Source organism: Bacteroides sp. Phil13 (genome assembly GCF_001940965.1).
GTDB classification, from domain to species: Bacteria; Bacteroidota; Bacteroidia; order Bacteroidales; family Bacteroidaceae; genus Bacteroides; species Bacteroides intestinalis.
The window spans coordinates 13913-38943 of sequence record NZ_MSHA01000084.1; the positions used below are offsets into that span (position 1 = coordinate 13913).

The 25031-nt window shown below is 44.1% G+C and carries 20 protein-coding genes and 1 tRNA gene; 12 read left to right on the forward strand and 9 right to left on the reverse strand.

Going from position 1 to position 25031, the window contains the following annotated elements; translation table 11 throughout:
- Positions 1–2 precede the first annotated feature (2 nt).
- The 3 genes from BWI44_RS16180 to BWI44_RS16190 form a co-directional block, all read right to left on the reverse strand.
- Positions 3–1940, reverse strand: coding sequence for a sialate O-acetylesterase (locus BWI44_RS16180; RefSeq protein WP_394368896.1), 1938 nt, complete (start codon positions 1938–1940; stop codon positions 3–5).
- A gap of 420 nt (positions 1941–2360) precedes the next feature.
- Positions 2361–4082, reverse strand: a complete 1722-nt coding sequence (locus BWI44_RS16185; protein WP_117706179.1) for a RagB/SusD family nutrient uptake outer membrane protein — start codon at positions 4080–4082, stop codon at positions 2361–2363.
- A gap of 21 nt (positions 4083–4103) precedes the next feature.
- Positions 4104–7229 (reverse strand): SusC/RagA family TonB-linked outer membrane protein, encoded by a 3126-nt coding sequence (locus BWI44_RS16190; RefSeq protein ID WP_286815060.1) that lies wholly within the window; start codon positions 7227–7229, stop codon positions 4104–4106.
- A gap of 122 nt (positions 7230–7351) precedes the next feature.
- Here BWI44_RS16190 and BWI44_RS16195 point away from each other — a divergent pair, with 122 nt between their 5' ends.
- Entirely contained in the window at positions 7352–7579 is a 228-nt protein-coding gene (locus tag BWI44_RS16195) for a hypothetical protein (protein ID WP_115503658.1), read from the forward strand.
- An 82-nt stretch (positions 7580–7661) separates the two neighbouring features.
- Here BWI44_RS16195 and BWI44_RS16200 read toward each other — a convergent pair whose 3' ends face one another.
- From BWI44_RS16200 to BWI44_RS16215, 4 genes are all read right to left on the reverse strand, one after another.
- A complete protein-coding gene (locus BWI44_RS16200) occupies positions 7662–9113 on the reverse strand; it encodes a family 43 glycosylhydrolase (protein WP_195208671.1) in 1452 nt (483 codons plus the stop codon).
- A 2-nt stretch (positions 9114–9115) separates the two neighbouring features.
- Positions 9116–9814 carry a hypothetical protein gene (locus BWI44_RS16205; RefSeq protein WP_007660994.1) on the reverse strand — a complete coding sequence of 233 codons (699 nt, stop codon included), beginning with the start codon at positions 9812–9814 and terminating at the stop codon, positions 9116–9118.
- A gap of 30 nt (positions 9815–9844) precedes the next feature.
- Entirely contained in the window at positions 9845–11002 is a 1158-nt protein-coding gene (locus BWI44_RS16210; protein WP_044154864.1) for an alpha/beta hydrolase-fold protein, read from the reverse strand.
- A 528-nt stretch (positions 11003–11530) separates the two neighbouring features.
- A complete protein-coding gene (locus BWI44_RS16215; protein ID WP_007660990.1) occupies positions 11531–11932 on the reverse strand; it encodes a hypothetical protein in 402 nt (133 codons plus the stop codon).
- Between the two features lie 179 nt (positions 11933–12111).
- Between BWI44_RS16215 and BWI44_RS16220 the strand changes: the two genes are divergently transcribed.
- The 11 genes from BWI44_RS16220 (at position 12112) to BWI44_RS16270 (ending at position 20434) form a co-directional block, all read left to right on the forward strand.
- A complete protein-coding gene (locus BWI44_RS16220) occupies positions 12112–12699 on the forward strand; it encodes an LOG family protein (protein ID WP_007660989.1) in 588 nt (195 codons plus the stop codon).
- Positions 12696–13424 (forward strand): DUF4271 domain-containing protein, encoded by a 729-nt coding sequence (locus BWI44_RS16225; protein WP_115503652.1) that lies wholly within the window; start codon positions 12696–12698, stop codon positions 13422–13424. The genes BWI44_RS16220 and BWI44_RS16225 overlap by 4 nt, the downstream gene beginning before the upstream one ends.
- A 4-nt stretch (positions 13425–13428) precedes the next feature.
- Positions 13429–14181 (forward strand): uroporphyrinogen-III synthase, encoded by a 753-nt coding sequence (locus BWI44_RS16230; protein ID WP_007660987.1) that lies wholly within the window; start codon positions 13429–13431, stop codon positions 14179–14181.
- Between the two features lie 137 nt (positions 14182–14318).
- A complete protein-coding gene (rnpA, locus tag BWI44_RS16235; RefSeq protein ID WP_007660986.1) occupies positions 14319–14705 on the forward strand; it encodes a ribonuclease P protein component in 387 nt (128 codons plus the stop codon).
- A complete protein-coding gene (gene yidD / locus BWI44_RS16240) occupies positions 14702–14923 on the forward strand; it encodes a membrane protein insertion efficiency factor YidD (RefSeq protein WP_007219099.1) in 222 nt (73 codons plus the stop codon). Before rnpA ends, yidD begins: the two co-directional genes overlap by 4 nt.
- 20 nt (positions 14924–14943) lie before the next feature.
- A complete protein-coding gene (locus BWI44_RS16245; RefSeq protein WP_007660985.1) occupies positions 14944–15588 on the forward strand; it encodes a TatD family hydrolase in 645 nt (214 codons plus the stop codon).
- Between the two features lie 76 nt (positions 15589–15664).
- Positions 15665–16957 carry a tyrosine--tRNA ligase gene (tyrS, locus tag BWI44_RS16250; protein WP_007660984.1) on the forward strand — a complete coding sequence of 431 codons (1293 nt, stop codon included), beginning with the start codon at positions 15665–15667 and terminating at the stop codon, positions 16955–16957.
- 103 nt (positions 16958–17060) lie between these two features.
- Positions 17061–17134 (forward strand) — tRNA-Gln (locus BWI44_RS16255).
- Between the two features lie 238 nt (positions 17135–17372).
- Positions 17373–18215, forward strand: coding sequence for a 5-dehydro-4-deoxy-D-glucuronate isomerase (gene kduI / locus BWI44_RS16260; RefSeq protein WP_007660981.1), 843 nt, complete (start codon positions 17373–17375; stop codon positions 18213–18215).
- A 71-nt stretch (positions 18216–18286) separates the two neighbouring features.
- Entirely contained in the window at positions 18287–19081 is a 795-nt protein-coding gene (locus tag BWI44_RS16265; protein WP_007211540.1) for a gluconate 5-dehydrogenase, read from the forward strand.
- A 108-nt stretch (positions 19082–19189) separates the two neighbouring features.
- A complete protein-coding gene (locus BWI44_RS16270) occupies positions 19190–20434 on the forward strand; it encodes a BT3233 family polysaccharide utilization protein (RefSeq protein ID WP_007660975.1) in 1245 nt (414 codons plus the stop codon).
- Between the two features lie 80 nt (positions 20435–20514).
- Here BWI44_RS16270 and BWI44_RS16275 read toward each other — a convergent pair whose 3' ends face one another.
- Positions 20515–21129, reverse strand: a complete 615-nt coding sequence (locus BWI44_RS16275) for a polysaccharide deacetylase family protein (RefSeq protein ID WP_022393111.1) — start codon at positions 21127–21129, stop codon at positions 20515–20517.
- 108 nt (positions 21130–21237) lie between these two features.
- Complete coding sequence (locus BWI44_RS16280; RefSeq protein WP_195210030.1) at positions 21238–24582, reverse strand: protein O-mannosyl-transferase family; 3345 nt, start codon at positions 24580–24582, stop codon at positions 21238–21240.
- Positions 24583–25031: the final 449 nt, after the last annotated feature.

Consider the following 25031-nt stretch of genomic DNA (forward strand, 5'->3'; position numbering starts at 1 on the left):
TATTACTTCTTAAATAAATTCGGTATAAATTCATTCAGACATCTGCGCCAGGTAAGCCATTCGTGGGCTGTTCCCTGCGATTTATATGAAGCTACACGGATATTCATGCCTTGCAGAGCCTCAATAAGTTGTGCGGTTCCCATATTTTCTTCCGTTCCGCAGCCCAGGAACAAGTAATGTACTTTCTTGTTGAAAATATCGGCATCAGCAAACACTCCATTGAAGGCATTCTTTACATCCAGTCCGAAGATAGCTCCACTGAAACTGCCAATATACGAAAATTTATCAAGATTGGTCAAAGTAATGTCGAAAGTTTGCTTGCCGCCCCATGACAGCCCCGCCATAGCACGGTGTTCGCGGTCAGTATAAGTACGGAATGTTTTGTCCACCATCGGGATAAGGTCATTTATCATCAGAGTGGCAAAAGAAGAACCATACAGGTTACGTTCATCATTCACATTCTTTCCGGGACGCGGGCGGAATCCCACTTCTACATCGCCACTTTCCATCACCACAATCATGGGCACACATTTACCTTCGGCAATCTGGTTATCGAGAATGTTGTACATGTAGCCCTGTGTGCTCCATCCGGTTTCATCCTCGCCCATGCCGTGTTGCAGATAAAGCACCGGATAGCGTTTCTTTGTATTTTTTTCATATTCGGCGGGAGTATAGACCACGCAACGACGGAAACGCTGCTGGCTTTCAGCATAGTAAGTACAGGTGCGCACCTGTCCGTGGGGCACATTCTGTGGGCGGTAATAATCGCCTTCTTTACCCTCAGGCACTTCTATCCCACTTGCCATACGGCTACAGCCAAAGTAAGTACAACTCATGGGGTCGATAACCGAGAAACCGTCCACCAACAAGAAGTAATAGTGGAAACCAACTACCAACGGGTCAGTCTTCACTGTCCACCAACCCTGTTCATCTTTATCCATATCATACTTCTTGCCGCAAATATCCACCTGCAAGCGTTTTACGTCGGGTGAAAAGATGCGGAAATAGGCACGGTTCTCCTTATCCAGACGTGGAAAATCGCAGCCGTGCATATTCGATGAGGCTTCCACAGTATTCTTTATTACTTCCTCTGTGGTGGGAAGTTCCTTACCCATCATCTTCAGCATGGCGGCAGCATAGCGGCGGCCCAAAACGCGATAACCGGCAGCATCAAAGTGCAGATGGTCGGCAGCACAGTTCAAGCCTTTTGACGAAACAACGGCATAGTTCTTTATCACCTGCGGCAAGGTTGCTATGATAGGATTCATGGCGGCACAAGTACCTGCGTGGTCGGCATTCACTACCTCACCGGCAAGTAAAGGAACTTCTTCAGCTTTCAAATCCAAATCAGCCAGCAAGTTGTCATATACATCCTTTACTTTTTCTGGCCATTCTTCTTCACCCGTATTCGATTCGCCCTGGTGCAACAAAATACCTTTTATCACGCCATCCTTCTTTGCTATTTTAGCCATCTCCACCAAGCGGGCATAAGGGTCGTTATCGTACTCCTTGAGCATACCCAACATCCATTGCGGAGCTGTCTTGATATATTCCCCGCGCTTGTCTTTCTGGAAAAGTTCTATCTTGCAGCCGCCCACTGCTACATGCACCACACCCACACGTACATTTTCCGGAAGGTTCTCTATCATTTTCCGCCCAAAGTAGTCTACGGGAGTCAACCCCGTACGCTGACGACACAGCGGAGCACGTGCCGGATACCATTTACCCTTTACCCTGCCCAATTCTTTATTGTCTACAGCTGACAACACTTGGAAACGCGGACTTACCAATGTGTCCTGAGCCTCATAGCGGGCATTCCCTTCCATGTTCGATTGTCCCAGACACAGATAGATATAAAAGTTTGCATCTTGTGCAGATACAGTCAGGCTTGTAAGAAGCAGACCTGCCAACAAAGCCATAATAAGTTTTATACTTTTCATTTTTATTTTATATTGATAATAAATATAATAATTTGCTCTAAGTTTTTCGGCATTGCCGGTGAGTGCGTAAAACAAGCATGCGATAAATAATAACAGCTTTTTCATTCTATTCAATTATAAGGTTTCTACTCGTTTGCTTTCAAATGCAGTAAGTGCATTGCAAAGAAAGACTTTTTTTGCGGTTTAAATCACTTCCCATGTAACATAAACCTTTCTCTATAGCTCATTTCCATAAAAAAGTAGAACTTATCGGGCAATTGGATAAAAGATAAGGTGAAGGATGTGAGGGCTGAAAAGCGGATATATTGATGGTCTACTCATAACGACAAAAAGGCCATACTAATATTTCTTTCAGTATGGCCCTCATGAACTTTACCTATAATATCTATCGTCCTATTGAAATAATGAATATCATTTTTATTAATTTGCCCAACCGCGTACCTGATGTATTTGGTCGTTGATTTCGATTATATTTTGTGGAAGTGGCCAGTATTCGTTCTTGCCCTCAACGAATTTAAGTGTAATGTTAGCTTCGGCATAGGGGTGACGTATGTCATACACAAGCTTGTGAGGTCTACTGCCACCGGAAGTCCAATATTCGTCAGTTTGATAAGGAACGTTATCAAGCACCTTGTCGTAGCACTGCTTGGCAATACCCCAACGAACGATGTCGAACCAACGGCAGCCTTCGAACCAAAGTTCATATTGCTTTTCGTTTTGAAGCACTTCGAGGTCAACAGTGGCAGATACGGTTGCTGAACCTGCGCGTTGCTGAATCTTGTTGATATACTTCTTAGCTTCATCCGGCTGACTTGATAAACAAGCTTCTGCATAAATCAGATAAGCTTCACCCAAACGGGCAATGCAGAGGTTTGTATTGTTACAGTTGTCACCTACAGAGAGGTTAGCGTCGTTAGGATGCATCATCATCTTCACTTCCATCACGTCACTACGAGAGAATGAACCATAAGTATTGGTGATACCACGGTTTTCGTCAAATTCTTTATCTGCGCGAGTAGTGCAAGTAGCATCGCTTTTCCAACCGCAGAGTTTTTCATCGTAAAAGAATTCGTCAGAAGTCAAGAAAGTAGCTTTACGACGATAGCTGTCACCATCGTTTGCCAGCATTTTGTGAGCAAACTCATGATTGATAGAGCCACCACCCCAACCACCGGTTGAGCAAATAAGTGGACTCGTACCACCACCTTTAATATCATCACCACGCCAGTTGAGTACGTTGGCCACCATCCAACGGCCACGATTATTACCACCTCTCCATCCTTCTGTACCACCTGCGGCCGCTGTATTAGTAACATAGTTGAATTCGAAAATCTTTTCTTCACAACCATCACCTTCTACGTGGAACAAGTCACGGAAACGTTCACCCGGAACGAGGTCGTAGTTTTGAGACTCTACAAGGGGTTTCATTACGCTAATCACCTTGGCATTGTCACCTGCAAAAAGAGCAGACTTACCGGCTACGAATCGAGCGAAACCTTGAGTTACAACCCAAGCACCTTCTTGATCATTCTTACCTTTACGTTCGGGCAAGTCAGAAAGAGCCTCTTCACATTCTTTCACGCACCAATCAAAGATAGCCTTTTGTGACTCTGCATTCACCGGTTTTTCATCGGTGATGAGGTGATCAATCAAAGGGGGCTGATAATACACCTGTGCAGCCAGCATGTGTGCCCATGCACGCATCACCTTAGCTTCGGCAACAGCTTGTTTCTTAACAGGAGTATCAGCTGTTTCACCAAAATAGTGAATTATCAAGTTGGCAGAATAGATTGCCTTATAGATGTGATTATAAAGCGTACTGATAGGGGCATAGCTGGGATCATAACGGAACTCATTAAGTCTACGGAAATCTGCATGGTCGTCAATGTTACCACCGGCTGCAAACACGTCGTCGGCAGAGTAGTTAAGACCCATGATATATGCATTCCAGATACCTTCAGTAGCACCGATTTCTCCGATATAAGTAGCATACATGGCTGTCAACGCGGATTCGGCATCCGCATCAGTCTTGTAGAAGTTAGCTGTACTGCTGGTTGCTTTCTGTTCCACATCAAGCATGTCTTCACACGCAGTAAACATCATATTTGAAAGCAAAGCGATTGATAAAAATATTTTTTTCATATCTCTTTCGATTAATTATAATTAGAATGTAACACTTACGCCAAATACCATCTTTTTCATGATAGGATATGCACCCTTGTCGAGACCCGGACAGTTGTATTCATTTGTACAGGTTTCAGGGTCGAGACCCGGATACTTGGTGAATGTGAAGAAGTCGTCCAATGATACGTAAAAACGTGCGTTGTCGATGAATACTTTATTGGTGATCCTCTTAGGCAATGTGTAACCAAGTTGAATTTGCTTAATCTTGAAGAACGAGCCATCGTAAACCATGGCAGATGAACGCCAGAATGTACCGCTACCTGTTACAGAAGCTGCGTCAGGAAGTTTGCCAGACTTGAAGTCTTTATAAATACCTTCTGATAAGTTGTTGTAGCCTGAACGATAGAGACCGTAGTAGACATCGTTACCGGCAGCACCGGTACCGAACAAAGTGAAGTCGAACCCCTTGTATTCAGCATTCAAGGTAATACCGTAAGTCAAAGTAGGGAGACCGGAACCGATGTTGGTCATGTCATCAGCTTGTGGGTCGTTGGTCAATTCGCCATCTTTGGTGTAATATTGTGCAGTACCGTCAGCAGCACGGCCCGCATACTTAAAACCGCGCATGTACCATATGGGTTCGCCTTGCTCGAAGTAGCAACGAACAACTTCGGGAGATGCACCTTCAACAGTTGCGCCGGAAATACGTTCGATAGATGGATCGAGGTAAGTCACTTCATTGTGAAGTGTGGCCATGTTAGCAGATATGCCATATTTGAGGTCACCGATATGGTCTTTCCAGCTAAGTTCTACTTCGAAACCGCTGTTTTCAACTTTACCGGCGTTCATTGTCATAGAAGAAACACCTGATTCAGGCATAGTGGGAGCACTTACAAGCAAGTCCCTGGTATACTTCTTGTAATAGTCGAGACCAACGCTCAATCTGTCGTTTAAGAAACGGAAGTCAGCACCCAAGTCGATTTGTTCTGAAGTTTCCCAAGTCAGGTTAGGGTTGGCAATACCGTTAGGCATTGAACCAAAAGTAACGGCACTTGTTGAACCATAGTTATAGAATTGTGAATTCGTACTAATACCGGCTGTATATGCATAGTTACTCAATACGTTTACGTTACCATTCTGTCCCCAAGATGCACGGAGCTTACCGTATGACATGATGCTTGGATTGACGTTATCTTTGAAGAAGCTTTCGTTTGAGAATGTCCAGCCTGCAGATGCAGAGAAGAACTTACCCCAACGGTTGTCTTTCGAAAGTTTAGAAGAGTCGAATGCATCGGCACGGAAGTTAGCCTGAACGCTATAGCGGTTGTCGTAGCTATAAGTTACACGGCCGAAGTAAGAGAGTGCTCGAGTAGTGCCCTTTATGCCGCCGATGTTCTTCGTTGTTCCTTCATTAGCATTTACACAATCGAGGTAGATGAAGTTAGAAGAATAAGCTTTAAGGATGTCCGAACCGGAAGCATTGGCGCTGACAAAATTTGAATCGCTTTGGCGATATGACATACCGGCCATGGCACCTACAGCGTGTTTGCCGGCGAAGATATCGTTATAGTTGGCGAAGTTTTCCCATTGATACCAAGTAGAATTTCTACTAGCGCCAGAGATAATGTAGTTGTCACCTTTGGTTTGACCATTGAGGTAGTAGGGGTATTGATAGTCAGATTCGTTGTTGAAGGAGATACGATAACCCAAACGAGAAGTGAAAGTCACTTGCTTGACAGGAGTAACGTTCATGTAAGCGGTACCATTAACGTTTACGCCACTGTTGCGTGATTCTGAACGGTCGCGTTGCGAGAAGGGGTTGCCACCGGCAAGACGTTGGTTGAAGTAGGAAGTAGCATAATAGCCGTTTTCATCACCAAAGAGAGTGTAGTTAGAATCACCTGCTTGAATTTTATTGTAGTAGTCACGATATTCACCCAACATTTGTTCCGGTTTTGTCCAGTAGAGCGGAGTCAGCGGGTCAATCAAAAGAAGCATCTCGAAGGAAGAACCATAACCTTGTTCGGATATACCACGAGTACTCCATTTCTCAATAGAGGTGTTGGTACCTACTTTCAACCAATCCTTAATCATATAATCGGCATTGATTTGAGCAGTAAGACGTTCGTACTTATCTTTGCTACCCTTAACGATACCGTCTTGGTTCACATGGTTCACACTTAAGAAATATGAACCGCGGTCGTTGCCACCTTCTAAAGTAAGGGTGTGTTGTTGAGCCCAAGTATCTTCGAAATAAGCCTTCAACCAGTCTGTATTGGTATTAGGATCCCATCCGTATTGAGTTTGAGCATCAGCCAAAGCGGCATTCACAGATTCAGCGCCAAGCTGCATAGTCATCCAGTCCTTGAATTGAGTAGCGTTAAGAAGACTGGGCACGTCACCGAGTGATTGGTTAGTCCACTTGCCGCTATAAGTAATAGAACTTCGTCCTTTTTTACCCGATTTAGTAGTGATAAGAACAACACCGTTACCGGCTTCAGCGCCATAGATAGCAGCCGAAGCAGCATCCTTCAATACTTCCATTGATTCAATCATAGAAGGATCGAGGTATTGGATAGAGCTGACTTGCAAACCATCAACAATCAACAAAGGACCGATGTTGTTTGAGTTTGAAGAATAACCACGAACGCGGATTGATGCGCCTTGACCCGGTTTACCGGAACCATTCAGAATTTGTACACCCGATGCCTTACCTTGCAAAGCAGCGGCAGCATCGGTAGTAGACAAACCTTTCAGCTCATCGGCCTTTACTGAAGCTACCGAACCGGTAAGGTCACTCTTGCGTTGCACGCCATAACCTACAACCACTACTTCGTCAAGTACTTCGGTGTCTTCTTCCAGACGGAAGTTGATTACGTTACGACCACTCACTTTTACAGTCTGTGACTTGTACCCTATAAAAGATACTTCAAGGGTAGCATTACTACTTTCAACTGATATAGAATAATTACCATTGAGGTCGGTAATACAACCGTTATGGGTTCCATTCTCTAGAATAGTCACCCCAATCATCGGCTCAGAATCATTGGCCGAGACAACAGTACCCTTGACTTGAAATTGCGCCGATGCTGACATACATGCCAAAAGCATAAGCATAAACAGAAAAGGAATCTTCTGATTTTTTTTGACTACATTTTTCATCATAATTAGTTTAAGAGTTAATAATCACATTTTTTCTTTTGTCATTAGCTATTGCTACAATAGCTTTCTAACCGTCATCATACATACATTTCATAGCTTTTAATTATTTAATTTTTTGAGGCCTGTTGGCGGAATCAGGGGGGCTGTCCGGCATTCTGCCGGAGCCATACCAGAGAGGAGGCAACCCCCTGTTTGCTCCGTATCATCCCCAGACAGGGGTACCTCTGACCGAAGATGATACGGAGTTGGTACGGTTCGGTTATTGCCCAACTCCGGCTTTGGCCCTTTTGGGGGCACAGGGAAAAAGCCATTCATTCCGCATCGGCAAGCCAACTGTTGATTTGCATTGTTGATTCAAATGGAGCTGTCTGAACCGGTTCGTCACGTTTGAGTGCGATTGCCCGGCAATAGCACTTTAGGGGAATGAGCCTGTTGCTAATGGTCGCGGAAATTCCATTTGGAATTGTCACTGTTCATATCGAATATGCCGAGAGATGGAGTGCTGTCGCCTACGGACACCAGAACCAGTTCCTTGTCTGTTCCCGGCACTTTTTTGGGCATGATTCGGTAGGTGCCGTCTGTCAACTGGTCGATTCGCCACAGTTGTTCGGGGGCTCCTGTGAATTCAGGAACAGTCACGATTTCCGCACCTGCTGTAGCGGCCAGTGCACGATTGGTTCCTTCAATCACAATCTTGTAATAAGGGCCGCCCAGGTATCCGCCCCCATCGGGCACGGCAGTAATGGTCCACTTCTGATGAGGACGGAACATATAATCACTGATTCTTACGTTGATTTTTCCTTGTGGCCAAGTTCCGATCACGTCTTCCAATGTTTGCGGTTTCAAGGGTACGACGGGCGTGTCGTCTTTTTCCCAGAAGCGGTGTCTGGTATATTCCATACGTACAAAATCGACGGCAAGTTCAAGGGCATACCCTCTACGCTCGGATTCAATCTCATACGTTCCCTCTTTGAATACTTCACCGGCAACGGGCCAGCCATTCTTCCATAAAAGCGGGCGTATGCCCAGCACACTGCGTCCACCCCGGTCGAAATCGGCTTCAAAGTGGCATGACATCTTCTCCACTCCGTCGGCCACCTTGAAAAGCCCGAAGTGTCCCGGGCCGGTTTGGCGGTTGCCTGCGGCAATCACCATTTTGCCGCCGCCTTCCAGCATTTTCCGTCCCATATTGTCGACATACGGCCCCGTCACTTTGCGCGAGCGGCCGACTACGATGTTGTAGGTAGAGTTGGGGCCATCGCAGCAGGTGCCATGCGTCCCTAAGAGGTAATACCAGCCGTCACGATAGATCAGGTCGGTTGCTTCGCAGTCGATGGCGATGTCTATTTCTTTGTTGCCCTCCATCCGTTTGCCGGTTGTGGGGTCGAGTTCCACAAGCCTGATAAAGCCGAAGTACGTGCCGTAAGACAACCACAAGCGTCCGTCTGTCGGGTCGAGCAGAAGCCCGGCGTCGATGGCATCGCAATCTTCATCATACGCGGAGGAGGCCACTTCTATGGGTTCCGTATATTTGAAATCAGGAGAATTGGGGTCCAAGGTTTTATTCCACATGGTCAATACTTTGCCGCTGTGTCCTCCGCCGAGGCCTCCTCCCGTGGCACTGTAAGCAACCAGGTAGCGGTCGCCGATTTTCACGGCATCGGGCGCGGCGCCTCCGCCGGGTCTTACTCCGCCGCCGTTCCATGTCCAGCCGTCTTCAGATATCAATCCGCCTCCGCCTGTGCCGAAAGTATAATATTTACCATCACACTCCATGATAGTGGACGGATCGTGGATGTATGGAGTGCCGATTTGTGCAATTGCTTTTTCAGATGTCAATGTAAACATCAGGGCTGCCGTGCCCAGAAGTATAGCTTTTGTTTTCATGATCATTTATGGCTGATAGTAATGTTTTTAACGGGTGTTCCATTCTCATTGAGGAAGCGAACGCAGAAATCGCTCATTCCGGGACCGTTGATGACGGCTCCGCGAATGATGTTCTTGCCCTTCTTTAAGGTCAGCCGGCGTGAGAGGCAGTCATCTTTGACCATACGCCGGTCGCCCGAAAGGATTACGGCTTCCTCACCGTTCAGCCACCACATGGATGCGGAGTTGGAACCTACTGACATCCGGATGTTTTCCATGTCTTCGGGACATTCGATGACTGTGACTACCCAGAACAGCACTCCGTACACTTGCTTCTTCAGGCCGGAGGCAAAACGGAAGAGCTTCACGTTGAACAGTTTGCTGTCCAACGCATGCCAAGCCAGCTTCTGTTTGCCTACTTTCACTTTATCCCCGTCTTTGGGCAGGACGGTGAATTGATTGGAGAAATACTCGGTTGCAAATGCTTCGCGAATGTAACTGTCGGTAAATACCGTATTGGAACGGTTGGGCTTGTCGATGGGTTCCAGCAATAGCCAGCGCTGGATAAAGCCTTCATTGTCCGGAGATATTGTATTCGAGGTTGCCGGAGAAAAGTAGTCTGACAACCGGGGGGACGCTTCACTCTCTTGAGCATAGCCATGTATACCCATCATAACCGCGATACAAGCCGCCAGGAATGATTTTAGATGGAAGATATTCATCTTGTTATAGTCTGTTTTATGGATTATACATTATTTCGTTTTAAATAATAGGGGAGCAAATTCTTTCAGGCATCTGCGCCAGGTGAGGAACTCGTGGGCAGTGCCCGGCGATTCGTAATAGATCGTATTGATTCCTGCGGCCTGCAAGCCGTCGCTGAGGTTCTTGGTCCTTTCCGGATGTTCTTCCGAACCGATGCCCAGGAAGAAGACGTGTACCTTGTCGTTGAATGCCTTACGATTTTTGAATACACCGCCGTACACGGTATCAAGTTGCTTCAGATCGATGCTGCCTGCTCCGCTAAATCCGCCGATATAAGCAAATTTATCCAGATTGTTCAGGGTGGTGTTGAAAGTAAGAAGTCCACCCCAGGAAAGTCCGGCCATGGCGCGATTATCCCTATCGGTCAGTGTCCGGAAATTGGATTCGATATGAGGAATGATTTCATTCACTAAAATAGCAGGAAACTCTGCACCAAATCTTTTTCTCGCATCCTCAGGAGTCTCACCCGAATTGGTCTTGAATACTTCAATATTTCCATTGTCCATGACTACGATCATTGGTTTGGCTTTACCTTCAGCAATCAGGTTATCCATAATAAAATTCATTTTGCCCTGGTTTGCCCAACTCGTTTCGTTTTCTCCCATACCATGTTGCAGATAGAGCACCGGATACTTCTTGGTAGGGTTCTTGTCATATTCCGCCGGAGTATAGACGATACATCTGCGCCATTCTTTGCGGATATCAGAGTAGTACCAGCTTTGGCTGATCAGTCCGTGAGGTACGTTCTTGATGGAATAGTAGTCCACACCTTTCTCCGGGATTTCAATACCACTTACCCATTTGCCCATACCGAAAAATGGTTTACCATTGGGATCGGCGGCACTTACTCCGTCTATTATTACCTGATAGTAGTGGAAGCCTATTACTTCAGGTTCTTTTGATACGAGCGACCAATATCCGTCTGCCTCTTTAGTCATTTCACCTCGGAAACTGATTTCTACTTTCTGGGCATTGGGAGCGTGTATTCTGAAGTGTACACGTCTGTCTTCACCTATACGGGGATAATCAGCTCCATTGATGTTATGTTCATTGGGAGTGGTTCCTGCCGGAAAATCTTGCTGTTGGGCATTCATAGTGAATGGGAACATTAACAAAGAAGAAAAAATAAGTTTTAATACATTTTTCATAAGCATTAGAATAAAATTTAGATATAAAATTAACAACTCAGTGAACTTCCTATTTTAAGTGGATACTGAGCATAAAATTACTCTGCTAATGCTTCGTGCTGGATTACTATTTTGCTTTCGGGGAGGATTTTTTTAGGAGGGTAAGATTCGTCTGCCGGATAGAAAGAAAAATCCTCTTCTTTCCTATATCATAATCTTTTTAATCTGATTGTCAGATAAATATATGGTTTGAAGAAGATGTAGGATGGCGTAGGCAAGTTTTATCCTACACCCCAAACTTAGGAACAATAAGCAGGATCGGAAGAAGGTCATATAAAAATCATGCTTTGCTTTATTGTTTTTGTTCTTTTGCCTATAGCAAAACTTTGTCCTACAGTTGCGGGCTCTATGTTTTTCATATGGGGGGTGTGCATCCCGCAACTGTGGACTATACAGCCCTCAACTGGAAAACGAGGTTTTGCTTATAGCATAATGACATTAATCTTAAAACTTTAGGGGAAAAAGAAAGGGGTATATCAGGTTTTGCATTTATAATAATTGCGACGTTTCCAGCATATTAATCAGTTGCACCCTCTGGATAGAGAAACTGGTGCTTTCTTTCTGTACATACTTCAATAATTCAAGCCCATCCTGATGAAGCTTGGATTTCCGTAGCAAGTCCTCTGCTTCCATATCATCGGATATCTTCAGCATAGTCATGGCGGCAAGTTCTATTTTTCCCATTTCATTGGGATCGCCTTTATATCGGTCTATTAACTCTTGTGTATTCATGCTCAACAACTCATCAGTAGGGAAGCCTAGTATCTGTCGGGTCAGACCGTCATATTCAGTCCATTCATTCCAACGATACTTCTTTTTTTTGAGTAGGGCGTTCACAATCAAAGAAATGATTTCTTGAATCATTCGTATCAGGTAATCTTGTTTAATCATAATTATCTATCGTCTTTATAGGTGATGGTAAACTCGGTTTATTGTTCTTTGGAACTTTGAGAATTCCGGTTTCTTATTAAAGTAATGCTTTGTGCTCACAAAATTAGTGATATTTTTAAGATATCGTTGAAAATCCATACCTTTGTGCGCATTAATAATATAAGGTATAGCAATTTTCCATGAATAAGATAACTTCCGTATGCGTATATTGTGCTTCGAGCACCAAGATTGCTTCTGCTTATTTTGAAGCAGCCCGCGAATTGGGTACTTTGTTGGGGCAGCGCCACATCCGTTTGATAAATGGTGCGGGAGGCATCGGACTGATGAGAGCTACTGCCGACGCAGTACTGGCGGCAGGTGGAGAGGTGACCGGCGTTATTCCTCACTTTATGGTGGAACAGGGCTGGCAACACAAAGGGCTTACGGAAATGATAGAAGTAGAAAACATGCATCAGCGCAAGCAAAAGATGGCGGATTTGAGTGATGCGGTCATCGCACTGCCCGGTGGATGCGGCACTTTGGAAGAATTGCTGGAAATTATTACTTGGAAACAACTGGGTCTCTACTTGAATCCTGTTGTTATCTTAAACACCAACAACTTTTTCGATCCTCTCTTGGCTATGTTGCAGCATGCGATGGATGAGAACTTTATGCGCGAGCAACACGGTGCTATCTGGCATGTGGCAAGTACACCGCAGGAAGCTGTCGAACTGATTCATACCATACCTGTCTGGGATAGTTCCATACGTAAATTTGCGGCAATATGATCAGGCTACTGTTGACATGGATTACGGGATTCAAGGGAATGCCTATTCCCTATTCTCCTAAATTGGATGACGGAATCACTATACTCCTGTTGTGCTGCTTTTTCATATCTGCCTATGTCTTATCCCGTAGTCGTAAGTTCTTAGTGCAACTGATGAAAGACTTTCTGCTCAACCGTGAGCGGACCAGTATCTTTGCAGCCACCACGGCAGCGGATATGCGTTATATGTTACTGTTGATCTTGCAGACTTGTGTACTGGGAGCTGTCTGTACCTTCAACTATCTTATAGATGTCCGTCCGGAACTGGGAGAACGCATTCCTCCTTATATCCTGCTTGGAGTATATCTTGCGATAGCTTTACTTTATCTTTTCTGGAAGTGGGTGACTTACTCTTTCCTGGGTTGGATTTTTTTTGACGGAAACCGTACAAGCCTCTGGATGGAGTCTTATTCTACACTGCTTTATTACCTTGGATTTGCCCTTTTCCCGTTTGCTTTATTCCTTGTTTACTTCGATTTGAGTTTACTTGCAACTGTGATAATTGGTTTATTTCTGATGTTTTTTACTAAAATATTGATGTTCTATAAGTGGATAAAGCTTTTTTGTAACAATTTATATGGCGTTTTGCTTTTAATTTTGTACTTTTGTGCCCTTGAAATCATACCTTGTTTTATTGTATATCGAGGTGTGTTACAAGTAAATGATTATTTGATAATAAATTTTTAGGACGTTGAAAATTAAGAAAGTACTTGTGTCGCAGCCGAAACCGGCATCAGAGAAATCTCCTTACTACGACATCGCCCAGAAGTACGGCGTGAAAATTGATTTTCGCCCGTTTATCAAGGTGGAAAGTCTGTCTGCTAAAGAATTCAGACAGCAAAAAGTGTCAATCCTGGATCATACCGCTGTTATCTTTACATCGCGTCATGCCATCGACCACTTCTTTCACCTGTGTACAGAATTACGCGTTTCCATTCCGGAAACTATGAAGTATTTCTGTGTGACAGAGGCTGTTGCATTGTATATCCAAAAGTATATTCAATACCGCAAGCGTAAGATATTCTTTGGTAATACAGGAAAGTTTGAAGACTTGTTGCCTTCTATCATCAAGCATAAAACTGAGAAGTATCTGGTTCCGATGTCTGATGTGCACACAGACGAGATCAAAAATCTCTTGGAAAAAAGCAAGATACAGCATACAGAAACTGTTATGTATCGTACGGTAAGTAATGACTTTACTGCAGAAGAAGAATTTGATTATGACATGCTTGTATTCTTTAGTCCTGCAGGAGTAACTTCTCTGAAGAAGAATTTCCCGGACTTCCAACAGAAGGAAATCAAGATTGGTACCTTTGGTTCCACTACAGCACAAGCTGTACGCGATGCCGGACTCCGTCTCGATCTGGAAGCTCCCAGCGTACAAGCTCCGTCTATGACGGCAGCGCTGGATATGTTCATCAAAGAGAACAATAAAGGAAAATAAATTTAGAGTTACGAGCTACAAGCTACAGGCTACGAGTGCCATGCGGAATAGCATGCCATTTATAGCTTAACTTGTAGCTCGTAACTTGTTTACTGCGGAGCTACTTGTAGCTCTTAGCCTGTAACTCGTAGCTAAGAATGCTTAATACCCTGCATAAGACCGAAAGGCTGGATAAGAAGAAAGTCATCGATAAGATGTTTTCAGGCGGTGCGCGTTCGTTTTCCGTCTTCCCTTTGCGTGTGGTATATCTGCCGGTGGAGGAGTTGGAGGCTCCTGTTTCCATACTGGTCAGTGTATCAAAACGCCGTTTTAAACGGGCGGTGAAACGTAACCGTGTGAAACGTCAGATACGTGAGGCGTATCGGAAAAACAAGCACGGACTATTGCAGGCGCTCCAGGATAAGGAGCAGCAACTTGCTGTGGCTTTCATTTATCTTTCCGACCGGTTGACTGACTCGATGGAAATTGAAGAAAGGATGAAGATTGCGTTGGCTCGTATCACGGAGAAAGTAGCCTCCTTATGAAAAAGCTGCTTTCATACCTGCTGTTGCTTCCTATTTATTTTTATCAGAAGTGCATTTCACCCCTGACTTCTCCTTCGTGCCGCTTCACTCCCACATGTTCACAATATGCCGTTGAGGCGATCAAGAAACATGGTCCTTTTAAGGGATTGTATTTGGCAATCAGGCGTATACTGCGTTGTCATCCCTGGGGAGGTTCCGGATATGATCCTGTTCCATAAAGACATAATATCTTTACTGTATGATAATTCCTGCTGATATACACACTCATTGCCAACCGGAAGTGCCTGGAGAAGCTATTGTGAATTGCTTTCCCGAAACATTTGTTCCGCAACTGGAAGGGTGGTATTCTGTGGGAATACATCCGTGGTATATAACTTCTTCCACTGTATCTCTGGCTGAAAAAAAGAGATGCTTGGAGGAGCTATTGTATCATCCTCAGGTTTTGGCTATGGGTGAAGCTGGATTGGATAAATTGGCTGATGCTTCTCTGCCTTTACAGAGGGAAGTTTTCGAATATCAGGCACGGCTGGCTGAAGAAACTGATAAGCCGCTGGTTATTCATCTGGTGAAGGCTGTGGATGAACTCTTAAAATTGAAGCAGAAGATACGTCCGGTGAAACCGTGGATTATTCATGGATTTCGCGGAAAAGCAGTGCTGGCAGAAGAATATCTCCGACATGGTTTTCACCTTTCTTTCGGAGAAAGGTATCAGGAAGAAGCATTGCGAATCGTACCATCTGACAGGCTGTTTTTGGAAACGGATGAGAGCATGACTTCTATTGATACGCTTTATGAACGAGCAGCTATGATTCGTAAAATTCCCTCTGGGGAACTCAGGGAAACGGTTCGGAAGAATGTGGAGGAAATCTTTTTTAGGCGATAAGAGTTGTTAGTTCAGATAAAGAGTCGTACTTTTGCAATTACAAAGTATATCAAATATTTAAATAGTTAATCATTCGATGAATTTTGTAGAAGAATTGAAATGGCGTGGCATGCTCCACGATATGATGCCTGGTACGGAAGAACTTCTGGCTAAGGAACAAGTGACCGCATACATAGGTTTTGACCCTACGGCGGACTCGTTGCACATTGGACACCTTTGCAGTGTAATGATACTGCGTCATTTCCAACGTTGCGGACATAAGCCGATGGCATTGATTGGTGGTGCTACAGGTATGATTGGTGACCCTTCCGGCAAGTCGGCAGAGCGCAATCTGCTCACAGAAGAGATTCTGCAACGCAATATGGATGGTATGAAGAAGCAGTTGGGCAAGTTCCTGGATTTTGAATCAGATGCTCCCAACCGTGCAGAACTGGTGAACAACTACGACTGGATGAAGAACTTCACATTCCTTGACTTTGCTCGCGAAGTAGGTAAGCATATCACCGTAAACTATATGATGGCGAAAGATTCTGTAAAGAAGCGCCTGAATGGTGAAGCTCGTGACGGTTTGTCTTTCACTGAGTTTACTTATCAGTTATTACAAGGTTATGACTTCCTGCATCTGTATGAAACCAAAGGTTGCAAACTGCAAATGGGCGGTTCCGATCAATGGGGTAACATTACAACAGGTGCCGAGTTAATTCGTCGTACAAACGGTGGTGAGGTATTTGCACTGACCAGTCCTCTGATTACGAAGGCTGACGGCGGTAAGTTCGGTAAGACTGAGTCCGGTAATATCTGGCTTGATCCTCGCTATACTTCTCCGTATAAATTCTATCAATTCTGGTTGAATGTGAGCGATGCTGATGCTGCACGTTACATTAAGATATTTACTTCTTTGAGCAAAGAAGAAATAGATGCTCTGATAGTAGAACATGAAGCTGCACCGCATCTGCGTATTCTTCAGAAGCGTCTGGCAAAAGAAGTGACTATTATGGTTCATTCTGAAGAAGATTATAATGCAGCAGTGGATGCATCCAATATATTATTCGGTAATGCAACTTCTGATGCTTTGAAGAAATTGGATGAAGATACTCTGTTGGCTGTATTCGAAGGTGTGCCTCAGTTCGAAGTGTCTAAGGATGCTGTGGCGGCTGGAGTGAAAGCAGTCGATCTGTTCACTGAGAACGCGGCTATCTTTGCTTCCAAAGGTGAGATGCGTAAACTGGTGCAGGGTGGTGGTGTTTCTCTTAACAAAGAGAAGCTGGAAGCCTTTGACCAAGTGATTACTTCTGCTGATCTTTTGGATGAAAAATACCTGCTTGTACAGCGCGGGAAGAAGAATTACTATCTGATTATTGCCAAATAAACGGTTAATTAATAACAGATATGAAAAAATGCCCCGAAATATTTGGATATTTCGGGGCATACTTCTATCTTTGCACCGCTTTTTAACAGAAAGCGCATAAGTTTGGACTATGGTGTAATGGTAGCACAACAGGTTTTGGTTCTGTTTGTCCAAGTTCGAATCTTGGTAGTCCAACCAAAGAAGGCCCTGAAAGAGAAATCTTTCGGGGCTTTTTATTTAGAATTACTCTGATGGCTCTCTCTATTGTATTATTTTCTGTTAAAGATTTCCTATTTTTATCCATTTGAACAATAATACTACATAATTGGGACAAAAACACAATGTTTCTCCGTTTTCTTTTGCTACATTTGCATCGTGTACGTAAACGAAGTATGCCAATAACCGATTATTATAAACTTTAAAACGTAATAGGATTATGAAAACGAACTATGAAATTCGCTATGCAGCGCATCCCGAAGATGCAAAAAGTTACGATACCAAACGCATCCGTCGTGATTTCCTCATTGAGAAAGTATTTTCTGCTAACGAAGTAAATATGGTATATTCCATGTACGACCGTATGGTTGTGGGTGGTGCAATGCCGGTAGGCGAAGTGTTGAAGCTGGAAGCTATCGATCCGCTGAAAGCTCCGTTCTTCCTGACTCGTCGTGAAATGGGTATCTATAACGTAGGTGGTCCTGGTGTAGTAAAAGCCGGAGACGCTGTATTCGAATTGAATTATAAAGAAGCTCTTTATTTGGGCTCAGGTGACCGTGAAGTGACCTTTGAAAGCAAGGACGAAAAGAATCCTGCTAAATTCTATTTCAACTCACTGACTGCTCACCGTAACTATCCTGATAAGAAAGTGACGAAAGCTGATGCAGTAGTTGCTGAAATGGGTAGCTTGGAAGGTTCCAACCACCGTAATATTAATAAGATGTTGGTTAATCAGGTATTGCCGACCTGTCAGTTACAGATGGGTATGACAGAACTTGCTCCGGGTAGTGTATGGAATACAATGCCGGCACACGTTCATAGCCGTCGTATGGAAGCTTATTTCTATTTTGAAGTGCCCGAAGACCATGCAGTTTGCCATTTCATGGGTGAAGTTGATGAAACTCGCCATGTATGGATGAAGGGCGATCAGGCTGTATTGTCTCCTGAATGGTCTATTCACTCTGCTGCCGCTACTCACAACTATACCTTTATTTGGGGTATGGGCGGTGAAAACCTGGATTATGGAGATCAGGATTTCTCTTTGATTACCGACCTGAAGTAATATATTGAGTAAATCACGACTCTGAATCGTAAATTAGAAACAAATAACTATTAAACCTAAGTAAATAAATTATGGTAAACTTTTCATTAGAAGGCAAAGTAGCACTTGTAACCGGTGCTTCTTATGGAATTGGTTTCGCTTTGGCAACTGCTTACGCACAAGCCGGTGCCAAAATCGTGTTCAACGACATTAAACAAGAATTAGTAGACAAAGGTTTGGCTGCTTACAAAGCTGAAGGTATCGACGCTAAAGGTTATGTATGCGACGTAACGAATGAAGAGCAGGTGAATGCTATGGTTGCCCAGATTGAGAAAGAAGTGGGCGTGATTGATATTCTGGTAAACAATGCAGGTATCATCAAGCGTATTCCGATGCACGAAATGTCTGCTGCTGAATTCCGTCAGGTGATCGATGTAGACTTGAATGCTCCGTTTATCGTATCAAAAGCCGTTATTCCTTCTATGATAAAGAAAGGTCACGGCAAGATTATCAACATCTGCTCTATGATGAGTGAGTTGGGCCGTGAAACTGTATCTGCTTATGCTGCTGCTAAGGGTGGCTTGAAGATGCTGACTCGTAACATCGCTTCTGAATACGGTGAATATAACATCCAGTGTAATGGTATCGGTCCGGGTTACATTGCTACTCCGCAGACTGCACCGCTTCGCGAACCGCAAGCTGATGGTTCTCGTCACCCGTTTGATGCATTTATCGTTGCTAAGACTCCGGCTGCACGTTGGGGTACTCCTGAAGATTTGATGGGTCCTGCCGTATTCCTGGCTTCCGACGCTTCTGACTTCGTAAACGGTCACGTACTCTACGTTGACGGTGGTATCTTGGCTTACATTGGCAAACAGCCTAAATAAGTATATGAATAGATAATGGGAAATGGATAATTGATGCTGTCAGTTATCCATTTTTCCCATTATCTATATCTTCATTATCCGTTTTCAATTATCAATTGATTAAGCAATATGAAAAAGTTATTCCTTTTACTGGCAACAGCATTTGTATGTTTTGCCTGCACCAACACTAAGGATGTGGTTACTGTAACGGTAAGTAATCCTTTAGCAATGGAGCGTTCCAATGAAATGGTTGAAGTGGCTATGAGTGACATCTCTAACCAACTGAAACTGGCTGACACAGCTCAGATTGTGGTTCTGAATGCTGACGGACAACAAGTCCCCTATCAGATTACTTACGATGAAAAAGTAATTTTCCCTGCAAGCGTAGCTGCGAATGGTACAGCTGTCTATACTATCCAGGCAGGAACACCTGAGAATTTCGCTGTAAAGGCTTGTGGTAGATATTATCCTGAACGTGTGGACGATGTAGCATGGGAAAACGACCTGGTTGCTTTCCGTACCTATGGCCCTGCTTTGCAAAAGAGTGGTGAACGTGCTTTCGGTTATGATGTTTGGACAAAGTACAATACTACTGAACCTGTTGTAGAAGCTCGTTATGCAAGCGAATTGAACCCGGAGACCAAAGCTAAGATTGCTGAACTGAAGAAGACTGACCCGAAAGCTGCACAGGAATTGTATAAATCAGTTTCTTATCACGTAGATCATGGAAACGGCTTGGACTGTTATAAAGTAGGTCCTACACTGGGTGGTGGTACTGCTGCTCTGATGCCCGATGGTGAAATCGTATATCCTTATTGCTATGCAACACAGGATATTCTGGACAATGGTCCGCTGCGTTTCACTGTGAAGCTGGTTTATAATCCGCTGAACATCAAGGGAGACTCTACAGTAGTTGAAACACGTGTTATCACGTTGGATGCAGGTTCTCATTTGAATAAAACAGTTGTGGTTTATGATAACCTGAAAGAAACTACTCCGGTAGTTGCTGGTATCGTATTGCACGAACCGGATGGTGCTGTAGTAGCTGATGCTGCTAACGGTTATATCACTTATGTAGATCCTACGGATAATGTGAATAATAACAATGGTAAGATCTTCGTAGGTGCTGCTTTCCCGGCTACTGTAAAAGAAGCTAAATCGTTGCTTTTCCCTGAAAAGGAGAAGAATGAACTGCGCGGTGGTGCCGATGGTCATGTACTGGCTATCAGCGATTACGAGCCGGGTTCAGAATATGTTTACTACTGGGGTGCAGCTTGGGATAAGGCTGACATCAAGACTCCGGAAGCATGGAATGCATATATGGCAAATTATGCTCAGCAAGTACGCAATCCGTTGACGGTGACAATTAAGTAATCGATACTGTATAGAATAAAAATGCCCTCTGAATATTTTCTATTCGGAGGGCATTTTTTTATATAACTATGTAATTAGGATTACAATAACTTAAACTCGTACCCTTCTTCTTCCAGAAAATCAAGTGCCCGTGGCAATGCATATTGCAGGTTTCCGTTATTCCAGGATTTTAATGAATCATGGAAAGTGATAATAGAGCCATTTCTTGCATATCTCATCACATTGGCAAGTACTTGCGGACCACGTAACTTCTTACTGTAATCACGGGTTACTAAATCCCACATTACAATTTTATAGCGTCTTTTTAATACGAAATATTGTCCCCAACGCATATGCCCGTGTGGCGGGCGGAAGAGGTCTGTTTTCATCAGTTCGTTTGCTTTGTCTGTATTGGCAAGGTAATTATCAGACAAATACTCAAATCCGCGAATATGGTTGAAAGTGTGGTTGCCAATGCGGTGCCCTCGGTCTATTACCATCTGAAATACATCAGGATGCTTACGTATATTGTCTCCCACCATGAAGAAGGTGGCTTTAATATTGTGTTTATCCAATAATTCAAGTACCCAAGGGGTTACTTCGGGAATAGGGCCATCATCAAAAGTCAGGTAGACGGCTTTTTCGTTCGGATCCATTCGCCAGATGGCACCGGGATATAACTTTCGGACAAACTCAGGAGGTTGTTCTATAAACACGATTATTAGTAGTTAGCGGTTAGTAGTTAGGGATTTATATGATTAGTGATTAGCGATTAGCAGTGGGGGCTACAGTCGCTAATCACTAATCACTATCTGCTAATAACTTTATTTCATCCGGTCAACACACATTTGATATAGCTCGTTCAGCTTGCTGTCGTATACGGGAGCCAATTCTGAGTTATACTTCTGCATGAGCTTAACTTCTGTGCTGAGGATAGGCAATTGATAGTCAACAACTTCATGGCTGGACATTGCAAAGCGTTGGTCATCCAGGCTCAGATACCATGTGAGGTATTCCACAGCTTTATCGGCAAGTGCCTTCATGATGTTGTCGCCTTTCTCTTTTTCACCCAACTGATAGTATGCTTCTGCCATTTGCATAGCACCATTTTGCCAGTCATAAGGTACGTTATAGGCAGGAATCATCTTCTCGGCGTACTCCAAGGCTGCTTTAGCCTTATCCGTCTTGCCTTCGCGTATCAACTGGCCAATGAGTTGTGAGAAGATACGACGATGAGAATAACACATACGCATAGCATTCTCATCAATATAGATACCTTCCTTATCAATTCCACCGAATTTGAACTTGTTCATCAGGTTGTCGTACATTTTTTCGCTATCCAACTTGACACCTGTTTTTTCAGTATCAAACGGAGTGAAGCGGTAAGTCAGACCTTCCTGGACGAAGTGGTTGCCCATGCCAAGGTGGTTTTCCGTACCTACGCTGACTGCCATATAGATAGGACGTTCCCAATTGGCTTCAGCCAGCATTTCAAGCATCATCAGTTCGCTCTTATAGAGGGCACGTTTACCTTTCAGTGAAATGTGCATATAGTCGGGGATACTGTCACCCGGTATCATCATACCACTGCGGCGTACAGCTTCCTTGTCCACCTTCATCATGATGCTGTCTGTAGGAATCACCTTAAGGTCATCATTCTTGCTGCGTACCCAGTATTTCAGGATGTTCTGAAGTTCGTACGGATTTTCTCCGAATTCTTTCTTCACATTTACCAATGCTTCAGGGTTACCGTTCAGTGCCTGCTTTTCAGCCTCAGCATAGAGGGCGTCGATGCTCTTTTTATAATCAGGCTGTACAGGGATGTATTCGTTAGTTCCTTCTACATACTCCATACGGTCCCAAGTGATGGGCAGTGACGGAGAGTCGTAGGCAGGACGTTTCATCTGATCGATGTACCAGTCCGTTTGCAAGTAGCTGAGGTTACAGGTACGTGCATCTGTACGGAAACCTTCTGTCTCCTGATTGTACCATAAGGGGAATGTATCGTTATCACCGTTGGTGAAGATAATCGGATTACCGGTTTCTTGCAGAGACATCAGGTAGTTCTGACCAAAGTCACGTGCCAGATAGCGGTCGCTGCGATCGTGGTCATCCCATGTCTGGCTTGCCATCTGTATGGGGACAAGCAGGCAGACAACAGATACCAGCGTTGCGGCGGGAAGTTCTTTCATCTTGGCATAATGCTGCAACAGACGGACAATACCTGCCACACCCATACCTATCCAGATGGCAAAGGCATAGAACGACCCGGCATATGCATAGTCACGTTCACGCGGCTGACTCGGTGTCTGGTTCAGGTAGAGCACAATGGCGATACCCGTCATAAAGAATAGGAAGAACACCACCCAGAATTGCTGGATGCCCTTTTGTCCACGGTATGCCTGCCATAACAGGCCAATGATACCGAGCAACAAAGGCAGACAGTAGAAGACGTTGTGTCCCTTATTGTTTTGCAACTCTTGTGGCAACAGGCTTTGGTCGCCTACCAGGAAGTTATCGATGAACGAAATTCCTGTGATCCAGTTGCCATGTTCTATTTCTCCACTACCCTGCAGATCGTTCTGGCGTCCGGCGAAGTTCCACATGAAATAGCGCCAATACATCCAGTTGAGCTGATAGGTGAAGAAGAACTTGATATTTTCCCACTGTGTAGGCATATTCACCATCACCATTTGTCCGCATTGGTCGTAAGGAATGTCATTACCTTTTATGTCTACCCAAGCTTGATATTCCCTGGCGTGCTGACTGCTGTACATGCGCGGGAAAAGCATGTTCTGAGCATATTCGTATTCGATACGTCCGGGAATTTCGATATAGCTATCCTTTTCATCGGGCGTAGCTTTTTCTTTGCGGATAAATTTGGTACCACTGTATGAAACGCGTGGTTCGCAATAACCGTCTTTTACATCGAGGGCAACTTTAGAAGAGAATGCTTGTCCGTAGAACAACGGACGGGTTCCGTATTGTTCGCGTCCCAGATATTCACCCAGCGTGAAGATATCTTCAGGTGAGTTCTGGTCCATCGGCGTATTGGCTGTAGAGCGGATCACGATGATGGCATAAGAAGAATATCCGATGACGATCATCATTGTACAAAGCAATGATGTGTTCAGCGTACGCGCGGAAATGCGATATTTCTCTTTCATGCTTGCCTGCATCTTCGGGCTGAGATAGAAGAACAGGAAAGCGATAACTATAATACCTATTACTACAGCACTTGTTCCGTGTCCGTAGAATGGGATACCCAACAGGGCGATAGTCAACACGAAGGAGATGGCCATGCGCATCTTGTTTTTCTCCGTGTAGCTTTCGTATATACCCCAGATAATGGAGCCTGCCAGCACAATGATATAAACCATTACACCACTGTTGAAGGACATTCCTAACGTATTTACGAAGAACAGTTCGAACCAGCCGCCTACTTTTACAATACCCGGTACCATACCATAGAGTACGACAGCCACTAAAATGCCGGAAGCAAGCAATGCCAGCAATGAGCCTTTGGCATTTGCGTTTGGCACTTTTTTGTAGTAGTAAACCAGTACGATGGCGGGTAAACAAAGCAAGTTCAGCAAGTGTACACCAATACTCAATCCGGTCAGATATGCGATCAAGATAAGCCAACGGTCGCTGTGCGGTTCGTTAGCCACATCTTCCCATTTCAGTATCAGCCAGAATACAACGGCTGTGAAGAGAGAAGAGAATGCATAAACTTCACCTTCAACGGCACTGAACCAGAAAGTATCACTGAATGTATATGCCAGTGCACCTACCAGGCCGCTACCCATGATGGTAATCAACTGTCCTTTAGTAATATTATTTTCATCTGTAGCCACAAGTTTGCGTACCAGATGCGTGATGCTCCAGAACAGGAACAGAATACAAGCGCCACTCATCAGTGCACTCATATAATTCACCATTTTAGCAACGGTGCTCGGATCTGAAGCAAATTGTGAAAAGAGGTTGGCTACCAGCATGAAGAAAGGTGCTCCGGGTGGGTGTCCTACTTCCAGTTTGTAGCCGGTAGTGATAAACTCCGGGCAGTCCCAAAAGCTTGCAGTCGGTTCTATAGTCATGCAGTAGACCGTGGCTGCAATGATGAAAGTAATCCAACCTACGAGGTTGTTTATGGTTCTGTACTGTTTCATTCGGAAATAATTCGTTATGTTTTTAAGTTATATCTCTGTATTTTAGCGTATACGGGCGCAAATATAGTGATTTAACTGCTAAAACTGTGGAAGTAATGCATATTTATTAGGATAGGTTAAAAGATATACATTGATTTTTGGTAGATAAAAGTTTCATGAAAATTCAGTTTACCCCAAATGGTAACTTTGTTCACTCCACACGGTAACTCCATTTACATACCGCGGTAAAGACCGTTACATGCCGCGGTAAAGGTCGTTACAATAAGGAGTAAAAGCCGTTACATACGGCGGTAAATGCTTTTACATTTTACAATAAACAGTCGGTAAATGCTATTTATTGATTATCAGTAAATTAATAAAAAACCATCAGCGATCTTTAGTTCATTTCTGTGCGGATAGGAATGAAATGATGATTTATCAGTTCGCTTTTGATAGTACCGCTTAATCAT